Genomic DNA, 17,723 nt, shown 5'->3' on the forward strand with positions numbered 1-17,723 from the left:
GAAACCCACATTGGATCACTGCCATGAAAACCCGTTACCTCGTTCTATTGCTCGCTCCGCTGTTCAGCACTGCTGCCCTGGCTGTCGGCTACACCGGTCCTGGCGCCCAAGCCGTCACCAGCGTCGCGGCGGCCAACGATGCCGCGGACGATACGCCGGTGGTGTTGCAGGGCCATGTGGTCAAGAAGCTGAACAATGACGACAAGTACGAATTCAAGGATGCCAGCGGCACCATCACCGTCGAGATCGACGACGAAGACCTGCCGCCAGTGGCGTTCAACGAGAAGACCCAGGTCAGGCTGACCGGTGAGGTCGAGAAGGGGCTGATGAAGCGCGAGATCGACGTCGACCTGGTGGAGATCGTCAGGTAAGCCGATCGACCGCCTCGGTTATCGCTCATGCCGGCGACCGGCCCCCGCACATGGATCGCGGGGGTTGGTCGCCGGCATGTTCGTTTGGCGACTACCGAGTGGCCAGCGGCGGCAGCTTGGCCAGCTTCAACGCCACCAGCAGCGCCACCACCAGCAGGGCGCTGATAAACAGGCCGATGCCGTTCCACCCGGCCATGTGCCAGAACACCCCGCCCGCCGTCCCGGCGATGCTCGAACCGGCGTAATAGCTGAACAGGTACAGCGATGAGGCCTGGCCTTTGGCCTTGAGGGCGCGCCGGCCGATCCAGCTGCTGGCGACCGAGTGGGCGCCGAAGAAGCCGAACGTGAAGATCAGCATGCCGATGATCACCACCGGCAACGGGCTGAGCATGGTCAGGGCGAGGCCGGCGAGCATCAGCGAGATGGTGGCCCAGAGCATTTTGCGCCGCCCCAGGCGGTCGGCCAGGGCGCCGATTTTCGCCGAGCTGTAGATCCCCGACAGGTACACCACCGACAGCAGGCCGACGAAGGCCTGATCCATGTGGTACGGCGCGGCCAGCAGGCGATAGCCGATGTAGTTGAACAGCGTGACGAACGCGCCCATCAGCACGAAGGCTTCGAGGAACAGCAGCGGCAGGCCGGCGTCGCGAAAGTGCATGACGAAGCCGTCCAGCAGGCTGCGCGGGTGCAGCGAGCGGGTGCGGAAGTTGCGCGATTCGGGGAGGATTCTCCAGAACACCGCCGCCGCGATCAGTGCCAGGCCACCGATCACCAGCATCGCCGTGTGCCAGCTGACGAAGTCGATCAGCACCCCGGTGATCAGGCGTCCACTCATGCCGCCAATGGCGTTGCCACCGATGTACAGGCCCATGGCCAGGCCGATGTGCTGCGGATGGATCTCTTCGCTCAGGTAAGTCATCGCCACCGCCGCCAGGCCGCTCAGGGACAGCCCTACCAGCGCGCGCATCAGCAGCACCCCGTGCCAGCTCGGCACCAGGGCGCTGGCAATGGTGCACAGCGCGGCGGCGAACAGGGCGGCCACCATCACCGGCTTGCGGCCGATGCAGTCGGAAATCGGCCCGGTGACCAGCAGACCGATGGCCAGCAGGCCGGTGGCGACCGAGAGGATCAGGCTGCTTTGCGCGGCGTTGATGGAAAATTCCCGGGACAGCAGCGGCATCATCGGTTGTACGCAGTAGAGCAGGGCGAAGGTGGCGAAACCGCCGCTGAACAGCGCCAGCACCGTGCGCATGAACATCGGCGTGCCTTTTTCGATGTAGACCTCGTTCAGTTGCGCGACCACCCCATCGAGGGCGGTGGGAGGGAGTTCGTGGGCGAGTGGAGCGACAGCGGTTTTCACGGGGGACCTCGGGGGGAGCGCGGCCGGTCAGGCAATGGAAAAAAGCATATAGCTGGCTAATGTTTCTTTCCAATATATTGTTCGACCTGATTGATATGTTCTACGACCTAATGAGGCGATCATGGAATTGCGTCACCTGCGTTACTTCATCGCGGTGGCCGAAGAGCTGCATTTCGGCCGCGCCGCCCAGGTCCTGGGCATCTCCCAGCCGCCCTTGAGCCAGCAGATCCAGGTGCTGGAGCAGGAGGTCGGCGCGCGTTTGTTCGAGCGTACCAATCGTCGGGTCGAGCTCAGCGAGGCCGGCAGGCTGTTCCTCGATGAGGCACGACAGGTGCTGGCCCAGGTCGACAAGGCCGCGGATGTGGCCCGCCGGGCGCAACGTGGGGAGCTGGGCGAGCTGAAGATCGGTTTCACCTCCTCGGCGCCCTTCAACTCAAGCATTCCCCAGGCGATATTCGCCTTTCGCCAGCGTTTTCCCGACGTGCACCTGAAGCTACGCGAGATGAGCAGCACCCAGGTGGCCGAGGCGCTGCTGGACGAGTCGATCCAGGTCGGGATCATGCGGCCGTTGCCGCTGCCGGATTCCCTGAGCGTGGTGGAGTTGCTGCGCGAACCGCTGGTGGCGGTGCTGGGCTCCAAGCACCCGCTGGTGGCCGGCAGCGAAGCCGGCCTGGCGCTGTCGGCCCTGGCCCACGAGCCCTTCGTGTTCTTCCCGCGCAGCTACGGCAGCGGCCTGTATGCGCAGTTGCTGACCCTGGCCCGGGATGTCGGCTTCACTCCGCACTTTGCCCAGGAAGCGGGCGAGGCCATGACCATCATCGGCCTGGTGGCGGCGGGGCTGGGTGTCTCGGTGTTGCCGGCGTCCTACCAGCGCATGCGCATCGACGGCGTGGTCTACCGACCGCTGCTCGACCCCGAGGCGGTCTCGGCGGTGTGGCTGGCGCAGCGTACCGACCAGCGTTCGCCAATGGCCAAGGCCTTTGTCGAACTGCTGACCCGCAAGGCGGAGTTGTAAGTGAAAGGGCGCCGAAAGGCGCCCTTTGTCGTTTCCGGGGGATGGAAACTGTGGATCAGGTCATGCCGATTTCATCGACAGGCGCCTTACTCCACCTTCGCCAGATCGCCGCGCAGCGCGACGCCTGCCATCAGGGCGCCCGCGTGGCATTCGTAGGTTTTCGCGTCCTTGCGCTCGTTGCTCTTGTAGAAGCTGGCGATGTCGGTCACGGCATTGGCGCCGACTTTCTTGGCTGCCTGGTGCAGGGTGATAAGCGCCGATTGCAGGACCCATTCGCAGGCCACTTCGTCGCTCTTGTTGAAGGCGTTGGTCTTCTTGTTGGTGACCGCACCGGCGCTGACCACCGTGACCTTGCCGGCTGGCTTGTTGCCGGCCAGGTAGAACTTCACGCTGCCGTCGATCTTGCCGGTGCTGATGGCTTCGGCGACGACCTTGTCGAACGGCAGGTACAGCGCGGTATCACGGGCCTGGCTGACGCCGGGCAGGGTGCAGAGCAGCAGGGTGGCGGCAGCGGCCAGGGTCTTCAGTTGCATGGTGGTCTCCTTGACGTAGAAAAGGGGGCGGCTGGCGCTCAATTAGGCGCGGCAATCGCCTGGGCCGAGCTGGACAGCTGTTGCGCGGTCCGCTCGTTCTGGTTGTCCTTCAGCTCGCGCAGGATGCCCTTGTCCAGCAGGCGCACCCAGCGGATGTAGTTCTTGTGGATCTTGCCGTCCGCGTAGTTCATGCCACGGCTGTCGCGGTAGAGGATCTTGTAGTGGGTCGGTGTGTACTGGATGTCGATTTCCACGTGGTACTGCTCGCGCACGGTGATCTCGGCCTGGATCAGCTCCGGGCTGATCCGCTGCACGGTCCACTTGCGGGCGACCAGGTTTTTCAGGATCGCCTGTTTCATTTCCTCGTGGTCGGCCTTGAGGGTGGGGGGCAGGACCCGGTCCGGGGTGTACATGCGCTTGCTGGTGCACGAGACACAGGTCAACAGGGCCAGCACGATCAGGCAGGCGCGAAGCAGGGAAGACATTCCATTTTCTCCGGGGGGTAACGTCATTGAGGCCAGCGGCGGAAAATCAGCGAAGTGTTGACGCCGCCAAAGGCAAAGTTGTTGTTCATCACGTATTCGCAGCTCATCTGCCGGAATTCGCCGCGCAGGTAATCCAGCTCGCCGCAACGCGGGTCCACCGTGTCGAGGTTGAGGGTGTGCACGTAGAGGTCGCGGTTGAGCATCTCGATGCTGAACCAGGACTCCAGCGCGCCACAGGCTCCCAGGGTGTGGCCGAGGAAACTCTTCTGCGAACTGATGGGCATCCGGCTGCCGAACAGGCTGCTGGTAGCCAGTGTTTCGGCAATGTCGCCCTGTTCTGTAGCGGTGCCGTGGCCGTTGACGTAACCGATGGCCGAAGGCTCGAGGCTGGCGTCTTCCAGGGCCAGCTCCATGGCCCGGCGCATGGTGGCCTGCTCCGGACGGGTGGTGTGCTGGCCGTCGGCGTTGCTGCCGAAGCCGACGATCTCGGCATGGATATGCGCACCACGGGCCAGGGCGTGCTCCAGCTCTTCGAGCACCAGCATGCCGCCGCCCTCGCCGATCACCAGGCCGTCGCGGTCGCTGTCGTAGGGCCGCGGGCTGGTGTGCGGGGCATCGTTTTTCAAGCTGGTGGCGTAGAGCGCGTCGAACACCATGGCTTCGGTCGGGCACAGCTCTTCGGCGCCGCCGGCGAGCATCAGCGGCAGGCGGCCGAACTTGATCGCCTCATAGGCGTAGCCGATGCCCTGGCTGCCGCTGGTGCAGGCGCTGGACGTCGGGATCAGCCGGCCGGTGAGGCCGAAGAAGATGCTGATATTGGCCGCGGTGGTGTGCGGCATCATGCGCACGTAGGAGTTGGCGTTGAGGCCTTCGGCCACCGAGTTCAGCAACATGTTGCCGAACGCCTTGATCTCGTCGGTGCTGCCGGTGGACGAACCACAGGCCACGCCCATGCGCCCATCCTTGATCGACTCGTCGCCCAGCAGGCCGGCATCGGCCAGGGCTTGCTCGGCGGCCCCCACCGCGAGCCGCGACACCCGGCCCATGCTGCGCAGCTGCTTGCGGGTCCAGTGCGCCGGTACCTTGAAGTCGTCCACGGGGCCGGCCAGGCGGGTATTGAGCTCGCTGAAGCGATCCCATTCGTCCATCCGGCGAATGCCGCTGCGGTTGGCGCCGAAGTTGGCGACGATGGTGTCCCAGTCGCTGCCCAGCGAAGTGATGCCGGCCATGCCGGTGACGACCACACGTTTCATCAGACCAGGCCTCCGTTGACCGCCAGCACCTGACGGGTGATGTAGGCGGCCTCGGCGGACATCAGGAAGTTCACCGCGCCGGCGACTTCCTCCGGGGTGCCCATGCGCTGGGCCGGGATCATCTTCAGCAACTCGTCCACCGGCACGTTCTCGTCGAGCATGGCGGTGTCGATCAAGCCTGGCGCCACGCAGTTGACGGTGATCTTGCGTTTGCCCAGCTCGATGGCCAGGGCCTTGGCGGCGCCGATCAGGCCGGCCTTGGAAGCGCTGTAGTTGACCTGGCCACGGTTGCCGACCTGCCCGGACACCGAGGCGATGCAGACGATGCGCCCGGCCGCGCGGCGCCGGATCATCGGCATGATCAGCGGGTGCAGCACGTTATAGAAACCGTCGAGGTTGGTACGCAGCACGGTGTCCCAGTCGTCTTCGCTCAGGGCCGGGAACGCGCCGTCGCGGGTCAGGCCGGCGTTGAGCACCACGCCGTAGTAGGCGCCATGGGCTTCCACGTCGGCTTCGAGAACGGCCTTGCAGCTGGCGCGGTCGGTCACATCGAATTGCAGGATGCGCGCCTGGCGTCCCAGGGCCTCGACTTCGGCCTGCACGGCCTCGGCTTCGCCGCGACCACTGCGGCAATGCAGGATCAGGTCATAGCCGGCCTGGGCCAGGCGCAGGGCGATGGCACGGCCGATACCACGGCTGGAGCCGGTGACCAATATGGATTCAGTCATGGCTGGACTCCTGTTGATAAAACGGGTGATTCGTTCAGGTAGCTGTCCGCCTGGGGCGGACAGAACACGTTGAGGCGGGCGACGGCCTGAATGCCGGGGGCACTCAGGTGGCATTCGAATACGCCCATGCCGTTGTCGTCTTGCAGGGAGCGCAAGGCGTGAATCTGCAGTTCGCTGCCGACGGGGAAGTGTTCCACATTGCATTCGAACTTGCGCGTGCCGAGCAGGAACCCCAGCTCGACGGCCTGGCCTTTCTGGCGCGCATGGCAACCGGCGTAGGCGGCGACGCTCTGGGCCATCAGTTCGATGCCGACCCAGGCTGGCAGGCTGCCGTCGGCACGGTTGAACAGGCCATCGGGCTTGACGGTGAGGCGGGTGCGGATCTGCTCTTCATCGAACCCCAGGACCTGATCGATCAGGATCATGTCGCCCGCGTGGGGCAGCAGTTCGGCGAGCGGCCAGTCAATCATGGGGCGTCTCCGATAATCAGGCTGACGTTGTTGCCGCCGAAGGCAAAGGAGTTGCTCATCAGGCAGCGCGGAGCGTTCTGCTCCAGACGTGTGGTGGCGGTGACCCAATGCAGCGGCGGCAGTTGCGGGTCGGCCTGGGCGTCCCAGACATGGGGCGGCAGGGCGTGCGCGGCGTTGTCGCTGGACAGGCTCAGCCAGCAGAACGCCGCTTCCAGGGCACCGGCGGCGCCCAGGGTATGGCCGCTCATGGGTTTGGTCGACGAGCAAGGCACGCCGGCCGGGAACAACTGGTCGACCGCCAGGCTTTCCATGGCGTCGTTGTGCTGGGTGGCCGTGCCATGCAGGTTCAGGTAGCCGATCTGTGCGGCGTGCAGGCCGGCGTTGTGCAAAGCCTTCTGCATCGCTTGCAGGGCGCCGCGGCCACTGGGTTCGGGGGCGGAAATATGGTGCGCGTCGGAGCTGGCGCCGCCGCCGAGCAAGGCGATCGGTTGCGCGCCGAGGGTTTCCTTGCTCATCAGGAACAGCACGGCGGCTTCGCCGATATTGATGCCGTCGCGGTTGACCGAGAACGGATTGCAGCGCTGCTCGGACACCGCTTCCAGGGCCGAGAAACCGTTGAGGGTCAGCTTGCACAGGCTGTCGACGCCGCCGCACAGCACCGCGTCGCACAGGCCCAGGTCAAGCAGGCGGCGGGCGCTCATCAGGGCGCGGGCGCTGGAGGTGCAGGCGGTGGAAATCACATAGGCCGGGCCGCTGAGGTCGAGCCAGTCGGCGAGAAAGTTCGCCGGCGCGCCGAGTTCCTGCTGCCGGTAGTCGTAATCGGCCGGGAAGTGCCGGTCGCGCAGGTAATGGGCGATGCCGCGGCTGGCTTCGTCGATGCCCGAGGTGCTGGTGCCGAGGACGATGCCGATGCGGCTGTGGCCGTAGCGGGCGATGGCCCGGTCGATGTCGCCACGGATCTGCAGGGCGGCCTCCAGCAGCAGCTGGTTGTTGCGGCTGCCCTGTTGCCTCAGCGGCGGCATGCTCGCCAACGGCCCCTGGACGGCGGCCACGGGCACGCTGCGTTCCGGCACCCAGCCGGCTGCGGCGCGCATGCCGGAGCAGTCGCCGGCAAACAGGCTGCGGGCCACTTGCTGCTTGTCGCGCCCAAGGGCACAGATCACCCCGAGGGCATTCAGGTAGGCCGTCATGAGGCGTTCTCGGCGGTCAGCGGGCTGATGTGGTAGTGCAAGCCACGAGGCAACTCCAGACGGAAGTCCAGAGCCTGGCGATAGCGGACCTGCCAGTGCGGGGCGAGGTCACGCTGCGCGCCGTGCTGCCGGGCGGCTGGATAATTATCTCGCAGTTCGCCCGCGGGCGTCAGGGCGAACAGCAATGCGGCGAACAGTTCGCGGGCCTCCGGGTTCGGCGGCAACAGGCCGTCGGCCTGCCAGCGACCGGCGATCAGTTGCTGGCGCGCCAGGGGAATGCCCAGCGGGTCAATCAGCGACCAACGGATGCCCGGCCCTTCGGCCTGGATCACCAGCAGCCAGTCCTGGCGCTGCCCGGCCTGTTGCCGCTCGACGTGCAGTTGCAGCGGCAGGGCCAGGCTCGGGGTTTTCTCGGGCAGCGGCGGCTGGCTGGCGCAGGCGCTCAGCAACAGCAGGCAGCCGACGAGCAGGGCACGGATCATCCAGCGGCACCTTCGTGCAGGGGTTTGCGGGCAACCACATTGACCAGGGTTTCTTCCCGTTGGCCAAAGGGTTTCGGGCGGCGCAGGCCGAAGCGTTCGAGCAGCCCGAAATCCTTGGCACGGCTCCACCACAGATAGGGATAAGACACATTGCGCGGGGTGAATGCAAAACCCTGTCGACGGATCATTTCCAGGTACTGCGCGGCGTTTTTCTGCACATGCATCGGGTGGCGGAACAGCCAGCGGATCACCCAGGTGTCGATATAGGCCTCGGTGGATTCGGCGAACAGCAGGTAACCGCCCGGCTTGAGCACGCGGTAGAACTCGGCCAGGGCTTTTTCCTGTTCCACCAGGTGGTGAAAGGTCTGGTGGCAGAACAGCAGGTCGACGCTGGCATCGGCCACGTCCAGGGTCGCGCAGTCGCTGCCGATCAGCTCGACCTGCAAGCCCTGGCGCGCCGCTTCTTCACTGCTGAGCCTGAGGCTGTGCGGGTCGGCGTCCAGGCCGATCAGGCGCCGCGGGGCGAACACCTGGCGCAGGTACTGGAACGACTTGCCCTGGCCGCAGCCGGCATCCAGCAGCACCGGGTTGCTCGGCGGCTGGTTGTCGAACAGGCGGCGCAGGTCGTTGATCGCCACCCGCAGCACATGGTGCTGCCAGGTATGGCTGCGCAGGAACCAGAAGCCGAAGCGGGTTTCCTCGACGTAGCTGGCGCTCAGGTACTGCGGCTGGGCGTCGTTCATGGAGCCTCCATGGCGCAGATTTCCGAGAGCATGCGCAGGCGGCGCTTGGGTTCGCTGACGAACGGGTTGCGTTCGTCCCAGGCATACCCGGCGAGGATCGAACTGATCATCCGGCGAATCTCCGGCGAGCTGCCGGGGTGGTAGATCACGTCCTGGAAGGTGCCGGCGTACCAGCCTTCGACGTAGCAGCGGAAGGTGTCGACGCCGCGCTTGAGAGGGATGGCGAATTCGCTTTCCCAATCCACGCTTTCGCCCTGCAACTGCCGATGCAGTACGGCGGCGGCCATGCTCGCCGAACGCATGGCGATGGTCACGCCGGAGGAGAACACCGGGTCGAGGAATTCCGCGGCGTTGCCCAGCAGCGCGAAGCCCGGGCCGTGCAGGCTCTTGACGTTGGCCGAGTAGCCGCCGATGGCCCGCGCCGGGGTGTCCCAGACGGCGTTGTGCAGGACCTTGGCCAGGCTCGGGGTTTCCTCGATGAAACCGCGCAGGCACTGGTCCAGGTCGTCGCCACGGCCGTCGAAATGCTCCTTGGCCGCCACCACGCCGACCGAGCAGCGCCCGTTGCTGAACGGGATGGTCCAGAACCACACGTCGCGTTTGCTGGGGTGAGTGGTGATGAGGATCTTTTCCCGCTCAAAGGCCGGGCTGTCGATACGGTCTTCAACATGGGTGAACACCGCCTGGCGGACCGGGAAGTTCGAGGGCGCCTCCAGGTCCAGCAGGCGTGGCAGCACGCGGCCGTAGCCACTGGCGTCGAGGACGAAGTCCGCTTCCACGCGGTACTCGCTGCCGTCTTCGCGCAGCACCTGCAGCTGTGGCCTGGCCAGGTTGAAGTCGGCGCTGACGATGGCCTCGCCATAACGCACTTCAACGCCTTGCAGGGCGGCCTGATCGGCCAGCAGCTTGTCGAAGTCGGCGCGTTGCACCTGAAAGGTGGTGGGCTTGCCTTCGCTGAAGGTGTCGCCGAAATCAAAAGCGCTGTAGCGCTCGCCCCAGGCGAACGCGGCGCCGTTCTTACGCTGGAAGCCCGCAGCCTTGACCGCCTCGAGCATGCCGGCCTCTTCGACGAAATCCAGGCAGTGGGACAGCAGGCTTTCACCGATCGAAAACCGTGGGAAATGCTGGCGCTCGACGATCAGCACGTCGTGGCCTTTGCCCTTGAGCAGCGCGGCGGCAATGGCGCCCGATGGGCCAGCGCCGATCACCACAATCTGGCGGCGTTCCATTTCAACTGTTGGCACTGGGGCTCCTTGCCGGTTCGGCGATGTTCGGGTTCAAAGGGACCAAAGGTGTTCGGTGCAGCCCGGCCAGGGCCGGCATCAGGGTGGCGATCAGGCCCATGAGCATCAGCGCGAAGTACAGCGCCGGGCTGATCAGCTGTTGTTGCAGCAGCAGGTTGAGAAAGACGATCTCGCTCAGCCCGCGAATGTTCAGCAGCAGGCTTTCCCGCCAGCGGCTGGCGCCCTTGAAGGAGGCGCCGGCCCAGCCCAGGCCGAGCCAGTTGCCGAGCAGCTTGCTGGCAATCGGCAACAGCAGCAAGGCCCCCAGCTGCACCCAGCCGAGGCTGTCCATGGCGCTGTGCACGTTGATCTGCACGATGCCGAACGTAAGGATCAGCGGGATGGCGATAAAGGTCTGCAAACGGCTCATCCAGGCTGCCTTTAACGGCAGCACCAGCGGCACCTTGAGGGCGGCCATGCACAGCAGGTAGCCGATACCGAAAATCAGCGCGTTGAGCTTGTAGTGCTCGGCCACCACCAACAGGCCGAAGAAACCCAGGCTGTGCAGCAGCGGCTGGCGCAGGCCGAGGCCGCGCAGGAGCAGCGGCAGGCAGGCTGCGGCCAGTGGTAGCAGCAGGCTGCTCAGGTGCAGGCTGCCCTGGGCGACGCCGAACAGGGTCCAGCAACTGAGGTCGATGAGGATCGCGGTCTGTACCAGGCGCCGCGTGGCCAGCGGCGGGTAGTCGATGTGCCGCAGGTACAGGTACAGCACCGGAATCGCGGTAATGGCGAACAGCAGGCCGACCGCCAGGGAGCTCAGCCAGGGTTGCGCCGGCAACAGCCAGACCGCCGTGGCCAGGCCGCAGGCGAAGGGAATGGCGAAGCTCGGCAGGGCGATCTTCAGGCTCTGGCGGTCCAGGCGCAGGTCGATCACGTCGCTGAGGATATGCCCCAGCAGCAGGGCGAAACTCAAGCCGTACAGGTTCTTCAGCCAGGTCGGCGAGACCAGTTGGGCGCCACTTAGCTGCCAGTGCGGTTCGATCCAGAACAGCATCAGCAGCGGCAGGCCGAAGGTCGCCAGCAGCAACTGGCTGACGATCGGGATCAGGCCAAAACGGCTGCCGATACGGGTGGCGAGCGCAAACAGCAGCAGCGCCATGAGCCAGAACAGGGCGGTCATCACAGGACGGGCTCCGTAACGGGCTGGCGATGGCGCTGGCGACCGGCCCAGGGCGCCAGGATAAAACTGAAGGCCAGGCCCAGGCTCACCGACAGGCCGAAGTTGCTGACCGCCGGGGTGCTGGAAATCGCCAGCAGGCCGAACGACAGCCAGGTGGTCAGCGCTGCAAGTAAGGTGCCGAGCAGGCTCACGGCGGCCCCGCCGACCTGTTCACGCATGAGGATGGCGTAGTCGACGCTGATGGCGGTCACCAGCAACAGGCCGAACAGGCTGAACAGGGTCAGCGGTTGCCCCAGCCAACCCAGGCTGGCGAGGCTGCACAGGGCTGCCAGCAGCGGCAGGGCGACGAGGCGCAGGGCGCCACCGAGGCCGAACGGCAGGATCAGCAGCACAACGATCAGCACGCAGGAAGCGAGCTTGAGCTCGGCGGCGCTGACCTGGGTGGCGGCGAACACTTGGTTCAGGTCGCCCAGGCGGTCCACCAGTTGCACCCCCGGCAGATCCTGCGCCTGTATCCGCAGCAACTGTGGGTTGTTCAGCCCCTGCAGGCTGACCATCGCCGCCACGCCGTTATCGGTGGGGCCCAGCCACAGGGTGCGGTAAGGCTCGGCCAGCGGGCCTTGCAGGGCCGCGTCGATGTCTTCGCTGGGCAGCGCGCGCAATTGCGCGAGTTCCGCGTTCAGGGCCGCCACCGGTACTCCGAGATCCAGCAGCGGCTGCCAGTGCCGCGGCAGCTCGTCCAGGGCCTGGCGCAGGCGCTGTTGCTCGCTGGGCAGGCTCACCAGCTGGTTGAGCGATAGATAGCCCTGGAGTTTCTCCAGGTTGACCAGTTGCTCCAGGCGCTCGCTCAGGGCGCCGAGGCGTTCGAGCAGCTGTGGCTGATCGGCGCCGCGCACCAGGAAGAACTGGCTGGTGGGCTGGTAGCCGGTGATCCGCGCGATGGCCTGGGCTTCGTTGAGCAGTTGTGGCGGCGCGCCGATCCACTGGCGGATATCGTTTTTGCTCTCCAGCTGCCACAGGCCGCCGGCGCAGAAGGCGATCACCAGCGCCAGCAGCCAGGGGCTGGACACGCGCTTGAGCAACTGGGTGCGCAGGTTCAGCAACCACTCGGCTACCCGCAGCGGCCATTGCGCCGGTTGCAGCTCGACGCCGCGCAGCAGCGCCGGCAACAGGCAGACCGCGCTCAGATAAGCACCCAGCAACCCGGCGGCGGAGAACACGGCGATCTGGGTCAGGGCCGGGAACGGTGTCCAGGCCAATGCCAGGTAGCCGATGCAACTGGTGGCCAGGCTCAGGCTCAGCCCCGGCAGGGTCAGGCGCAGCGCCGGCCAGCTGTGCCAGGGGCGCAGGCTCCAGCTCTTGGACAGGTAGTGCAGTGGGTAGTCGACGGCGACGCCGATCAGGCTCGAACCCAGCACCAGGGTCATCACGTGCATATGGCCGAAGAGGGCGACGCAGGCCACCGCGCCGAACAGCATGCCCACCAGCACCGGCACGAACGCCAGCAACACCCGCCAGCGCCGGAAAGCCAGCAACAGCAGCAGGAGGATGCCGACGGTAGCGCCGCCGCCGACCCAGGTGATCTCGCGGGAGGCCTGTTGCTGGCCGTTGGCGGCGTAGAGCAGGCCGCTGGCGGCCAGCAACTGGACGTCGGCCTGGGCGGCCTGTTCGCGGCTGTGCTGGAGCAGGGCCGCCACCTGCAGCGGCAGCTGCATGTCGAAGGCGTTGCCGGTGGTGCGCGCCCGCAGCAGCACCCAGTTCTTGCCATCGGCATCGGCGACCAGGGTGCCGCTGCCGATGTCCAGTTGCACCGCACCATGTTGCGGCTGGCTGTTCTGGATGCGTCCGGTCAGGCCCAGCCAGTCGTCCTGGCTCGGAACCAGGCTGAAACTGCTGAAGGGGTCGAACAGCGCCTGGACGCGTTGCTGGATAAAGGCGTCGGGGTGCTCGATCAACTGCTGGCGGTCGGCGGCGCCAAGCATTGCCAGGCGCCCTTGCAGCAATTGCGTGCGCAGCGCCGGCAGGTCGGCCTGTAGGTTCCACTGGACCTTCTCGAACAGCCCGCTGGCCTGCCATTGCTCACCCAGGCGCTGGGCCATGGCGATGGCCTGCTGGCGCTCGGCGTGGCCCACCAGCACCAGCATTTCGCGGTTCAGCGGCTCCTGCATGCGCTGCTCGGCCTTGAGCTCCAGGGCATCGGGGTCGGTGCCCGGCACCAACTCCATGAGGTTGGCCGACAGCGGCGCGCCATGACGCCATTGCCAGCCGGCCAGGGCCAGCACGGCCACCAGCAGGAGCAGGAACAGCCGTGGCCACCAGCGTTCACTCGGCAAAGTCATGTTGCTCCGCGTCGCTCAAAGGCTGGTTGCTGATGCTGTCGTGCATCTTCAGCACAGTGCTGTCGCCCTGGGTTTCCAGCAGCTCGATGCGCTGCACCAGTTCGCCACCGTCGATGTTGATCTGGTTGAATACCTGCTTGAGCAGCAGCGAACGTGGGGTCAGGGTCAGTTTCCAGGCCTTGGCGTCGCCGGCCAGGGCCAGCTCGAAGTCGCGTTGCAGGCCGCTGCTGTCGCCTTGCAGCACGGCGAGGAACAGGCGGTTCTGTTCGGCCCCGGCGCTCTTGTTCGGCAACATTTGCCAGCCGCTGCCGTCCCGGCGGGCGATGCCTTGGGCGGTGATGCGGTAGTCCTGTTGCAGCGGTGTTTTCAGCAGCCACAGCAGGCCATGGTTTTTCGCCAGGACGAAGCTGCCCTTGCTGGTCAGTGGCTGGGGCAGGGCGCGCAGGTGTTTCTCCTGGACGAAGCTGCCGTGGATCACCTCGGGCTTGGCCAGCTGGTCGCTGAGCTGTTGCAGGTCGAAAGCATTGGCCAGGCCCGGCATCCCCAACAGCACGAACACTGTAGGAGCGAGCTTGCTCGCGAAAGAACGCAGGGCGCCGCGGGGTGTCAGGTAATGTGCGTAAGGATTGACGATTTTCGCGAGCAAGCTCGCTCCTACAGGAAGCGGACGCGTCATGGCAGCGATCTCTCGACGGCATCGGTGAACACCTTGGGCGAGGCCAGTTGCATCTCGCGGCTGGCGATCTCCACCGCCACCTGCACCGAGCTGGCGCGGGTCAGGCGTTCGCCGGTTTCCAGGTCGCTGATCAGGTAGTTGATCTTCAGGCGGTTTTCCCATTCCACCAGGCTGGCGCGGACCTTGAGCTTCTGGCCGAATACCGCACCGCGCACATAGCGCAGTTGCAGGTCGATCACCGGCCAGGCGTAGCCGGATTCGAGCATCTGGTTGTAGTTGTGGCCGAGCTTGTCGAGCAGGGCGCAGCGCGCCACTTCCAGGTACTTCACGTAGTGCCCGTGCCAGACCACATGCATGGTGTCGACGTCGAAAAACGGCACCTGGATCTCGGTGTCCGCGTGCAGCACGCCCCGACTACGCATGCAGCCTCCAGTGTTGCTCGGCAATGCGTTGCAGGCACAGGCGCAGTTCGCCTTCCAGGGCGCGGTCCTCGATCACCGGTGGGAAGTCCTTGGCCAGCTCGCCGTGCATGGCCGCCAGGGCCGGCGGCAACGGCCGCGCGTCCTCGGCTCGGCCACGCAGCCAGACGCCTTGGTTGGCGGCCAGCAAGGTAGCGGCGGCGACCTGTTCGGTCAGCTCCAGCACGCGGATCGCATCGCGGGCGGCGATGGTGCCCATGCTCACCTTGTCCTGGTTGTGGCATTCGGTGGAGCGCGAGAACACGCTGGCCGGCATAGTGTTTTTCAGCGCTTCGGCGGTCCAGGCGCTGGTGCCGATCTGCACCGCCTTGAAGCCGTGGTTGATCATGGCGCGGTCCGCCGGGGCGCCGGACAGGTTGCTCGGCAGGCCGTGGTTGTAGCGCTCGTCCACCAGCAGCGCGAGCTGGCGGTCCAGCAGGTCGGCGACGTTGGCCAGCAGGTTCTTCAGGCTGTCCATGGCGAAGGCGATATGCCCGCCGTAGAAGTGCCCGCCGTGCAGCACGCGTTCGGCTTCGGCGTCGATGATCGGGTTGTCGTTGGCGCTGTTCAGCTCGGTCTCGATGAAGCCGCGCAGCCAGCCCAGGCTGTCGGCCAGCACGCCCAGCACATGGGGTGCGCAACGCAGCGAGTAGCGGTCCTGCAGGCGGTGCAACGGCGCGGTCGGCGCGTCGATGGCCAGGTCCTGGCGCAGCCAGGCGGCGACTTGCATCTGCCCCGGGTGCGGCTTGGCGGCGAACAGGCGCTCGTCGAAGTGCTCCGGGTTGCCCTGCAAGGCGACCACGTTCAGCGCGGTGATGCGCGTGGCCAGTTGCAGCAGGTAGTCGGCGCGGGCGAAGGCCAGGCAGGCCAGGCCGGTCATCACTGCGGTGCCGTTCATCAGTGCCAGGGCTTCTTTCGGCCGCAGCACCAGCGGCTCCCAGCCCAGCTCGCGGTGTACCTCGGCCGAGGTCCGGCGCTCGCCGCGGAATATCACCTCACGCTCGCCGGACAGGGTCGCGGCCACGTAGGACAACGGCGTCAGGTCGCCGCTGGCGCCCACCGAACCCTCTTCGGGGATCAGCGGCAGGATGTCGTGTTCGAGGAACGCCTGCAGGCGCTCCAGCAGTTCCACGCGCACCCCGGACACGCCATGGCACAGCGACTGCAAGCGCGCCGCCAGTACCGCGCGGGTGGCTTGCGCGTCCAGCAGCTTGCCCAGGCCACAGCCGTGGAAGGTGTACAGATGACGGGGCAGCGCCTCGACGTGCTGCAGCGGCACCGCGACCACGCAGGAGTCGCCGTAGCCGGTGGTCACGCCGTAGATCACACCTTCCTTGTCCAGCAGCGAATCGAGGAATTGCGCGCCCTTGGCGATGCGCTGGCGGAATGCGCTGTCGCCTTGCAGTCGGGTCGGCGCCTGACGGTTGGCCAGGGCCAGCACGTCTTCGATGCGCAAAGGGAGTTCGCCGAAGGTTACCGGCTCAAGCGGATGCGTCGTCATCGGTCTTCCAGAAAGGGTAAAAGTTGAACCATTGTTGGGGCGCTTCGAGGCAGTACTGGCCCAGGCGCTCGGCGTAGCGGGCAGTCCACTGGGCGATGACCTGTTCGCGGTCGCTGCGCTTCCACGCCACGGCCTCGGTGAAGGGTTCGAGGAACACTCGATAGCGGCCATTGTTTTTCAGGCACAGCAGCAGGTTGACCGGGCATTTCAGCAGGCCCGCCAGCAGCCACGGCCCTTGTGGGAAAGGGGCCGGATGGCCGAGGAAATCCACCCGCACGTTGCGCCCGCCATGCAGCGGTACACGGTCGCCGGCAATCGCCAGCCATTCGCCGCGATCCAGGCGCTGGCTCAGTTGCAGCATGACCGCCGGATCCAGCTCGCTGACCTGGACCAGCCGCAGGTTGGTGGCTCCGGCCTCGCCCAGCAGGCGATTGAAACGCTCGGCGTGCTTGGTGTGCACCAGCACGTTCATGGTGACCTTCTCGCCCAGCTCGGCCAGGGCGCGGCAGACTTCCAGGTTGCCCAGGTGCGCGCCCACCAGCATCTGTCCGCGGGTGCCGCGCAACTGGTCGCGCAGCCGGGCCGGGTCGACGATCTCGATCTGTTCCAGGCGCAGCTTGCCGTTCCACACGTCGAGCTTGTCCAGCAGGGAGTCGGCGAATGCCATGAACTGGCCGAATACCCGCCAGTGGCTGGGACGCAGTTCGGCCTTGCCGCTCCAGTCGGCCAGGCGCTGCTGGTACAACCAGGCGCTGCGGCGGGCACCGCGGCCGAACAGGAAGAAATAGAACACGATGATGTACAGCACCGGGCTCAACACCCGGCGGCCGAGCACGCGCACGCCGAAGGCGGTGAGCTTCATCAGCCAGAAGCTGCCGCGCTCTTTGTGCTCGGCCCAATGTTGCTTGTCCTGCTTGTCGTGTAGCGCCGTCATGCTTGCCACCGTCGCCAGAGGATCAGCGGCGCGCGCAGCAACATGCCGAAGAACAGCCGGGCGTGCATGCTGGAAATCAGCAGGTTGTCGTGGAACAGGCGAAAGTGCGAAAGGCCATCCGCCGGGTAACGGACCTGGGTCGGCAACCAGCGCATCGGCTGGTTGCGCCAGGCCAGGCGCACCAGGATATCGGTGTCGAAATCCATGCGCTGGCCGATCTTCACCGAGTCGATCAGCGCCAGGATGGGCGGCAGGGGGTAGACCCGGAAGCCGCACATGGAGTCGGGGATCTGCAACGACAGGGTATTGATCCAGACCCAGACGTGGGTCAGGTAGCGCGCGTAAAAACGGCCCTTGGGCACGCTGGCGTCGTACTGTGGATAACCGCAAACCAGCGCTTCGGGGTGGGTGCGGGAGGTGGCGATAAAGTTATCCACATCGCGCAGGTCGTGCTGGCCGTCGGCGTCCACTTGCAGGGCGTGGCTGAAACCCAGGCGCGAGGCTTCGCGCAGCCCGGCCATGACCGCGCCGCCCTTGCCCTGGTTGACCGCAAGCTTGACCAGGAATACCTGTTCGCGCTCGGCCAGTTGCTCCAGCACGGCGGCGCAGGCCGGGCTGCTGGCGTCGTCCACCAGCACACAGGGCAGGCCGCTGGCGAGCAGGGCCTCGACCACCGCCGGCACGGCGGCTTCATGGTTGTAGACCGGGATGACGGCGCAAGGGTTATGCATGGGCGTTGCCTCCCGGGCGTCCGCTGCGCGGCCGATCGCAGCCTTCGGCAG

At 66.1% G+C, this 17,723-nt stretch carries 19 protein-coding genes; 2 read left to right on the forward strand and 17 right to left on the reverse strand.

Features of this window, described 5'->3' with window-relative positions:
- The first annotated feature begins 23 nt into the window (after nt 1-23).
- Nucleotides 24-371: a YgiW/YdeI family stress tolerance OB fold protein gene (locus BM019_RS17385; RefSeq protein WP_062823899.1), complete on the forward strand. Its 348-nt coding sequence runs from the start codon at nt 24-26 to the stop codon at nt 369-371.
- 91 nt (nt 372-462) lie between these two features.
- Here BM019_RS17385 and BM019_RS17390 read toward each other — a convergent pair whose 3' ends face one another.
- On the reverse strand, nt 463-1,731 hold the full coding sequence (locus BM019_RS17390) for an MFS transporter (RefSeq protein WP_092419027.1): 1,269 nt from the start codon (nt 1,729-1,731) through the stop codon (nt 463-465).
- A gap of 121 nt (nt 1,732-1,852) precedes the next feature.
- Between BM019_RS17390 and BM019_RS17395 the strand changes: the two genes are divergently transcribed.
- A complete protein-coding gene (locus BM019_RS17395) occupies nt 1,853-2,746 on the forward strand; it encodes a LysR family transcriptional regulator (RefSeq protein ID WP_007925832.1) in 894 nt (297 codons plus the stop codon).
- Between the two features lie 86 nt (nt 2,747-2,832).
- Here the strand turns inward: BM019_RS17395 and BM019_RS17400 are convergent, their stop codons facing one another.
- Genes BM019_RS17400 through BM019_RS17475 form a run of 16 tightly spaced genes read right to left on the reverse strand, consistent with a single transcriptional unit; the run spans nt 2,833 to nt 17,672 of the window.
- Complete coding sequence (locus tag BM019_RS17400; protein ID WP_007925830.1) at nt 2,833-3,279, reverse strand: hypothetical protein; 447 nt, start codon at nt 3,277-3,279, stop codon at nt 2,833-2,835.
- Nucleotides 3,280-3,317: 38 nt separating this feature from the next.
- Complete coding sequence (locus tag BM019_RS17405; protein ID WP_085533536.1) at nt 3,318-3,764, reverse strand: hypothetical protein; 447 nt, start codon at nt 3,762-3,764, stop codon at nt 3,318-3,320.
- A 23-nt stretch (nt 3,765-3,787) separates the two neighbouring features.
- Complete coding sequence (locus BM019_RS17410) at nt 3,788-5,017, reverse strand: beta-ketoacyl-ACP synthase (protein ID WP_009041833.1); 1,230 nt, start codon at nt 5,015-5,017, stop codon at nt 3,788-3,790.
- Nucleotides 5,017-5,745 (reverse strand): 3-oxoacyl-ACP reductase FabG, encoded by a 729-nt coding sequence (gene fabG / locus BM019_RS17415; protein ID WP_009041834.1) that lies wholly within the window; start codon nt 5,743-5,745, stop codon nt 5,017-5,019. Before fabG ends, BM019_RS17410 begins: the two co-directional genes overlap by 1 nt.
- A complete protein-coding gene (locus BM019_RS17420) occupies nt 5,742-6,215 on the reverse strand; it encodes a hotdog family protein (protein ID WP_092419029.1) in 474 nt (157 codons plus the stop codon). Before BM019_RS17420 ends, fabG begins: the two co-directional genes overlap by 4 nt.
- A complete protein-coding gene (locus BM019_RS17425) occupies nt 6,212-7,405 on the reverse strand; it encodes a beta-ketoacyl-[acyl-carrier-protein] synthase family protein (RefSeq protein WP_092419031.1) in 1,194 nt (397 codons plus the stop codon). Before BM019_RS17425 ends, BM019_RS17420 begins: the two co-directional genes overlap by 4 nt.
- A complete protein-coding gene (locus BM019_RS17430; protein WP_009041837.1) occupies nt 7,402-7,887 on the reverse strand; it encodes a DUF3261 domain-containing protein in 486 nt (161 codons plus the stop codon). The genes BM019_RS17425 and BM019_RS17430 overlap by 4 nt, the downstream gene beginning before the upstream one ends.
- Nucleotides 7,884-8,630: a class I SAM-dependent methyltransferase gene (locus tag BM019_RS17435; RefSeq protein WP_092419033.1), complete on the reverse strand. Its 747-nt coding sequence runs from the start codon at nt 8,628-8,630 to the stop codon at nt 7,884-7,886. The genes BM019_RS17430 and BM019_RS17435 overlap by 4 nt, the downstream gene beginning before the upstream one ends.
- Nucleotides 8,627-9,874, reverse strand: coding sequence for an NAD(P)/FAD-dependent oxidoreductase (locus tag BM019_RS17440; protein WP_092419035.1), 1,248 nt, complete (start codon nt 9,872-9,874; stop codon nt 8,627-8,629). The genes BM019_RS17435 and BM019_RS17440 overlap by 4 nt, the downstream gene beginning before the upstream one ends.
- Nucleotides 9,861-11,036 carry a cation:proton antiporter gene (locus BM019_RS17445; protein WP_062823892.1) on the reverse strand — a complete coding sequence of 392 codons (1,176 nt, stop codon included), beginning with the start codon at nt 11,034-11,036 and terminating at the stop codon, nt 9,861-9,863. The genes BM019_RS17440 and BM019_RS17445 overlap by 14 nt, the downstream gene beginning before the upstream one ends.
- Nucleotides 11,033-13,372 (reverse strand): MMPL family transporter, encoded by a 2,340-nt coding sequence (locus tag BM019_RS17450; RefSeq protein ID WP_092419037.1) that lies wholly within the window; start codon nt 13,370-13,372, stop codon nt 11,033-11,035. The genes BM019_RS17445 and BM019_RS17450 overlap by 4 nt, the downstream gene beginning before the upstream one ends.
- Nucleotides 13,356-14,048, reverse strand: coding sequence for an outer membrane lipoprotein carrier protein LolA (locus BM019_RS17455; protein ID WP_092419039.1), 693 nt, complete (start codon nt 14,046-14,048; stop codon nt 13,356-13,358). Before BM019_RS17455 ends, BM019_RS17450 begins: the two co-directional genes overlap by 17 nt.
- Complete coding sequence (locus BM019_RS17460; protein ID WP_009041843.1) at nt 14,045-14,470, reverse strand: acyl-CoA thioesterase; 426 nt, start codon at nt 14,468-14,470, stop codon at nt 14,045-14,047. Before BM019_RS17460 ends, BM019_RS17455 begins: the two co-directional genes overlap by 4 nt.
- Nucleotides 14,463-16,007, reverse strand: coding sequence for an HAL/PAL/TAL family ammonia-lyase (locus BM019_RS17465; protein WP_092419041.1), 1,545 nt, complete (start codon nt 16,005-16,007; stop codon nt 14,463-14,465). Before BM019_RS17465 ends, BM019_RS17460 begins: the two co-directional genes overlap by 8 nt.
- Nucleotides 15,988-16,941 (reverse strand): LpxL/LpxP family acyltransferase, encoded by a 954-nt coding sequence (locus tag BM019_RS17470; protein ID WP_009041845.1) that lies wholly within the window; start codon nt 16,939-16,941, stop codon nt 15,988-15,990. Before BM019_RS17470 ends, BM019_RS17465 begins: the two co-directional genes overlap by 20 nt.
- Complete coding sequence (locus BM019_RS17475; protein WP_085533558.1) at nt 16,938-17,672, reverse strand: glycosyltransferase family 2 protein; 735 nt, start codon at nt 17,670-17,672, stop codon at nt 16,938-16,940. Before BM019_RS17475 ends, BM019_RS17470 begins: the two co-directional genes overlap by 4 nt.
- Between the last annotated feature and the right edge of the window lie 51 nt (nt 17,673-17,723).

The sequence above is a fragment of the Pseudomonas sp. NFPP07 genome (assembly GCF_900115645.1).
Taxonomy (GTDB): Bacteria; Pseudomonadota; Gammaproteobacteria; order Pseudomonadales; family Pseudomonadaceae; genus Aquipseudomonas; species Aquipseudomonas chlororaphis.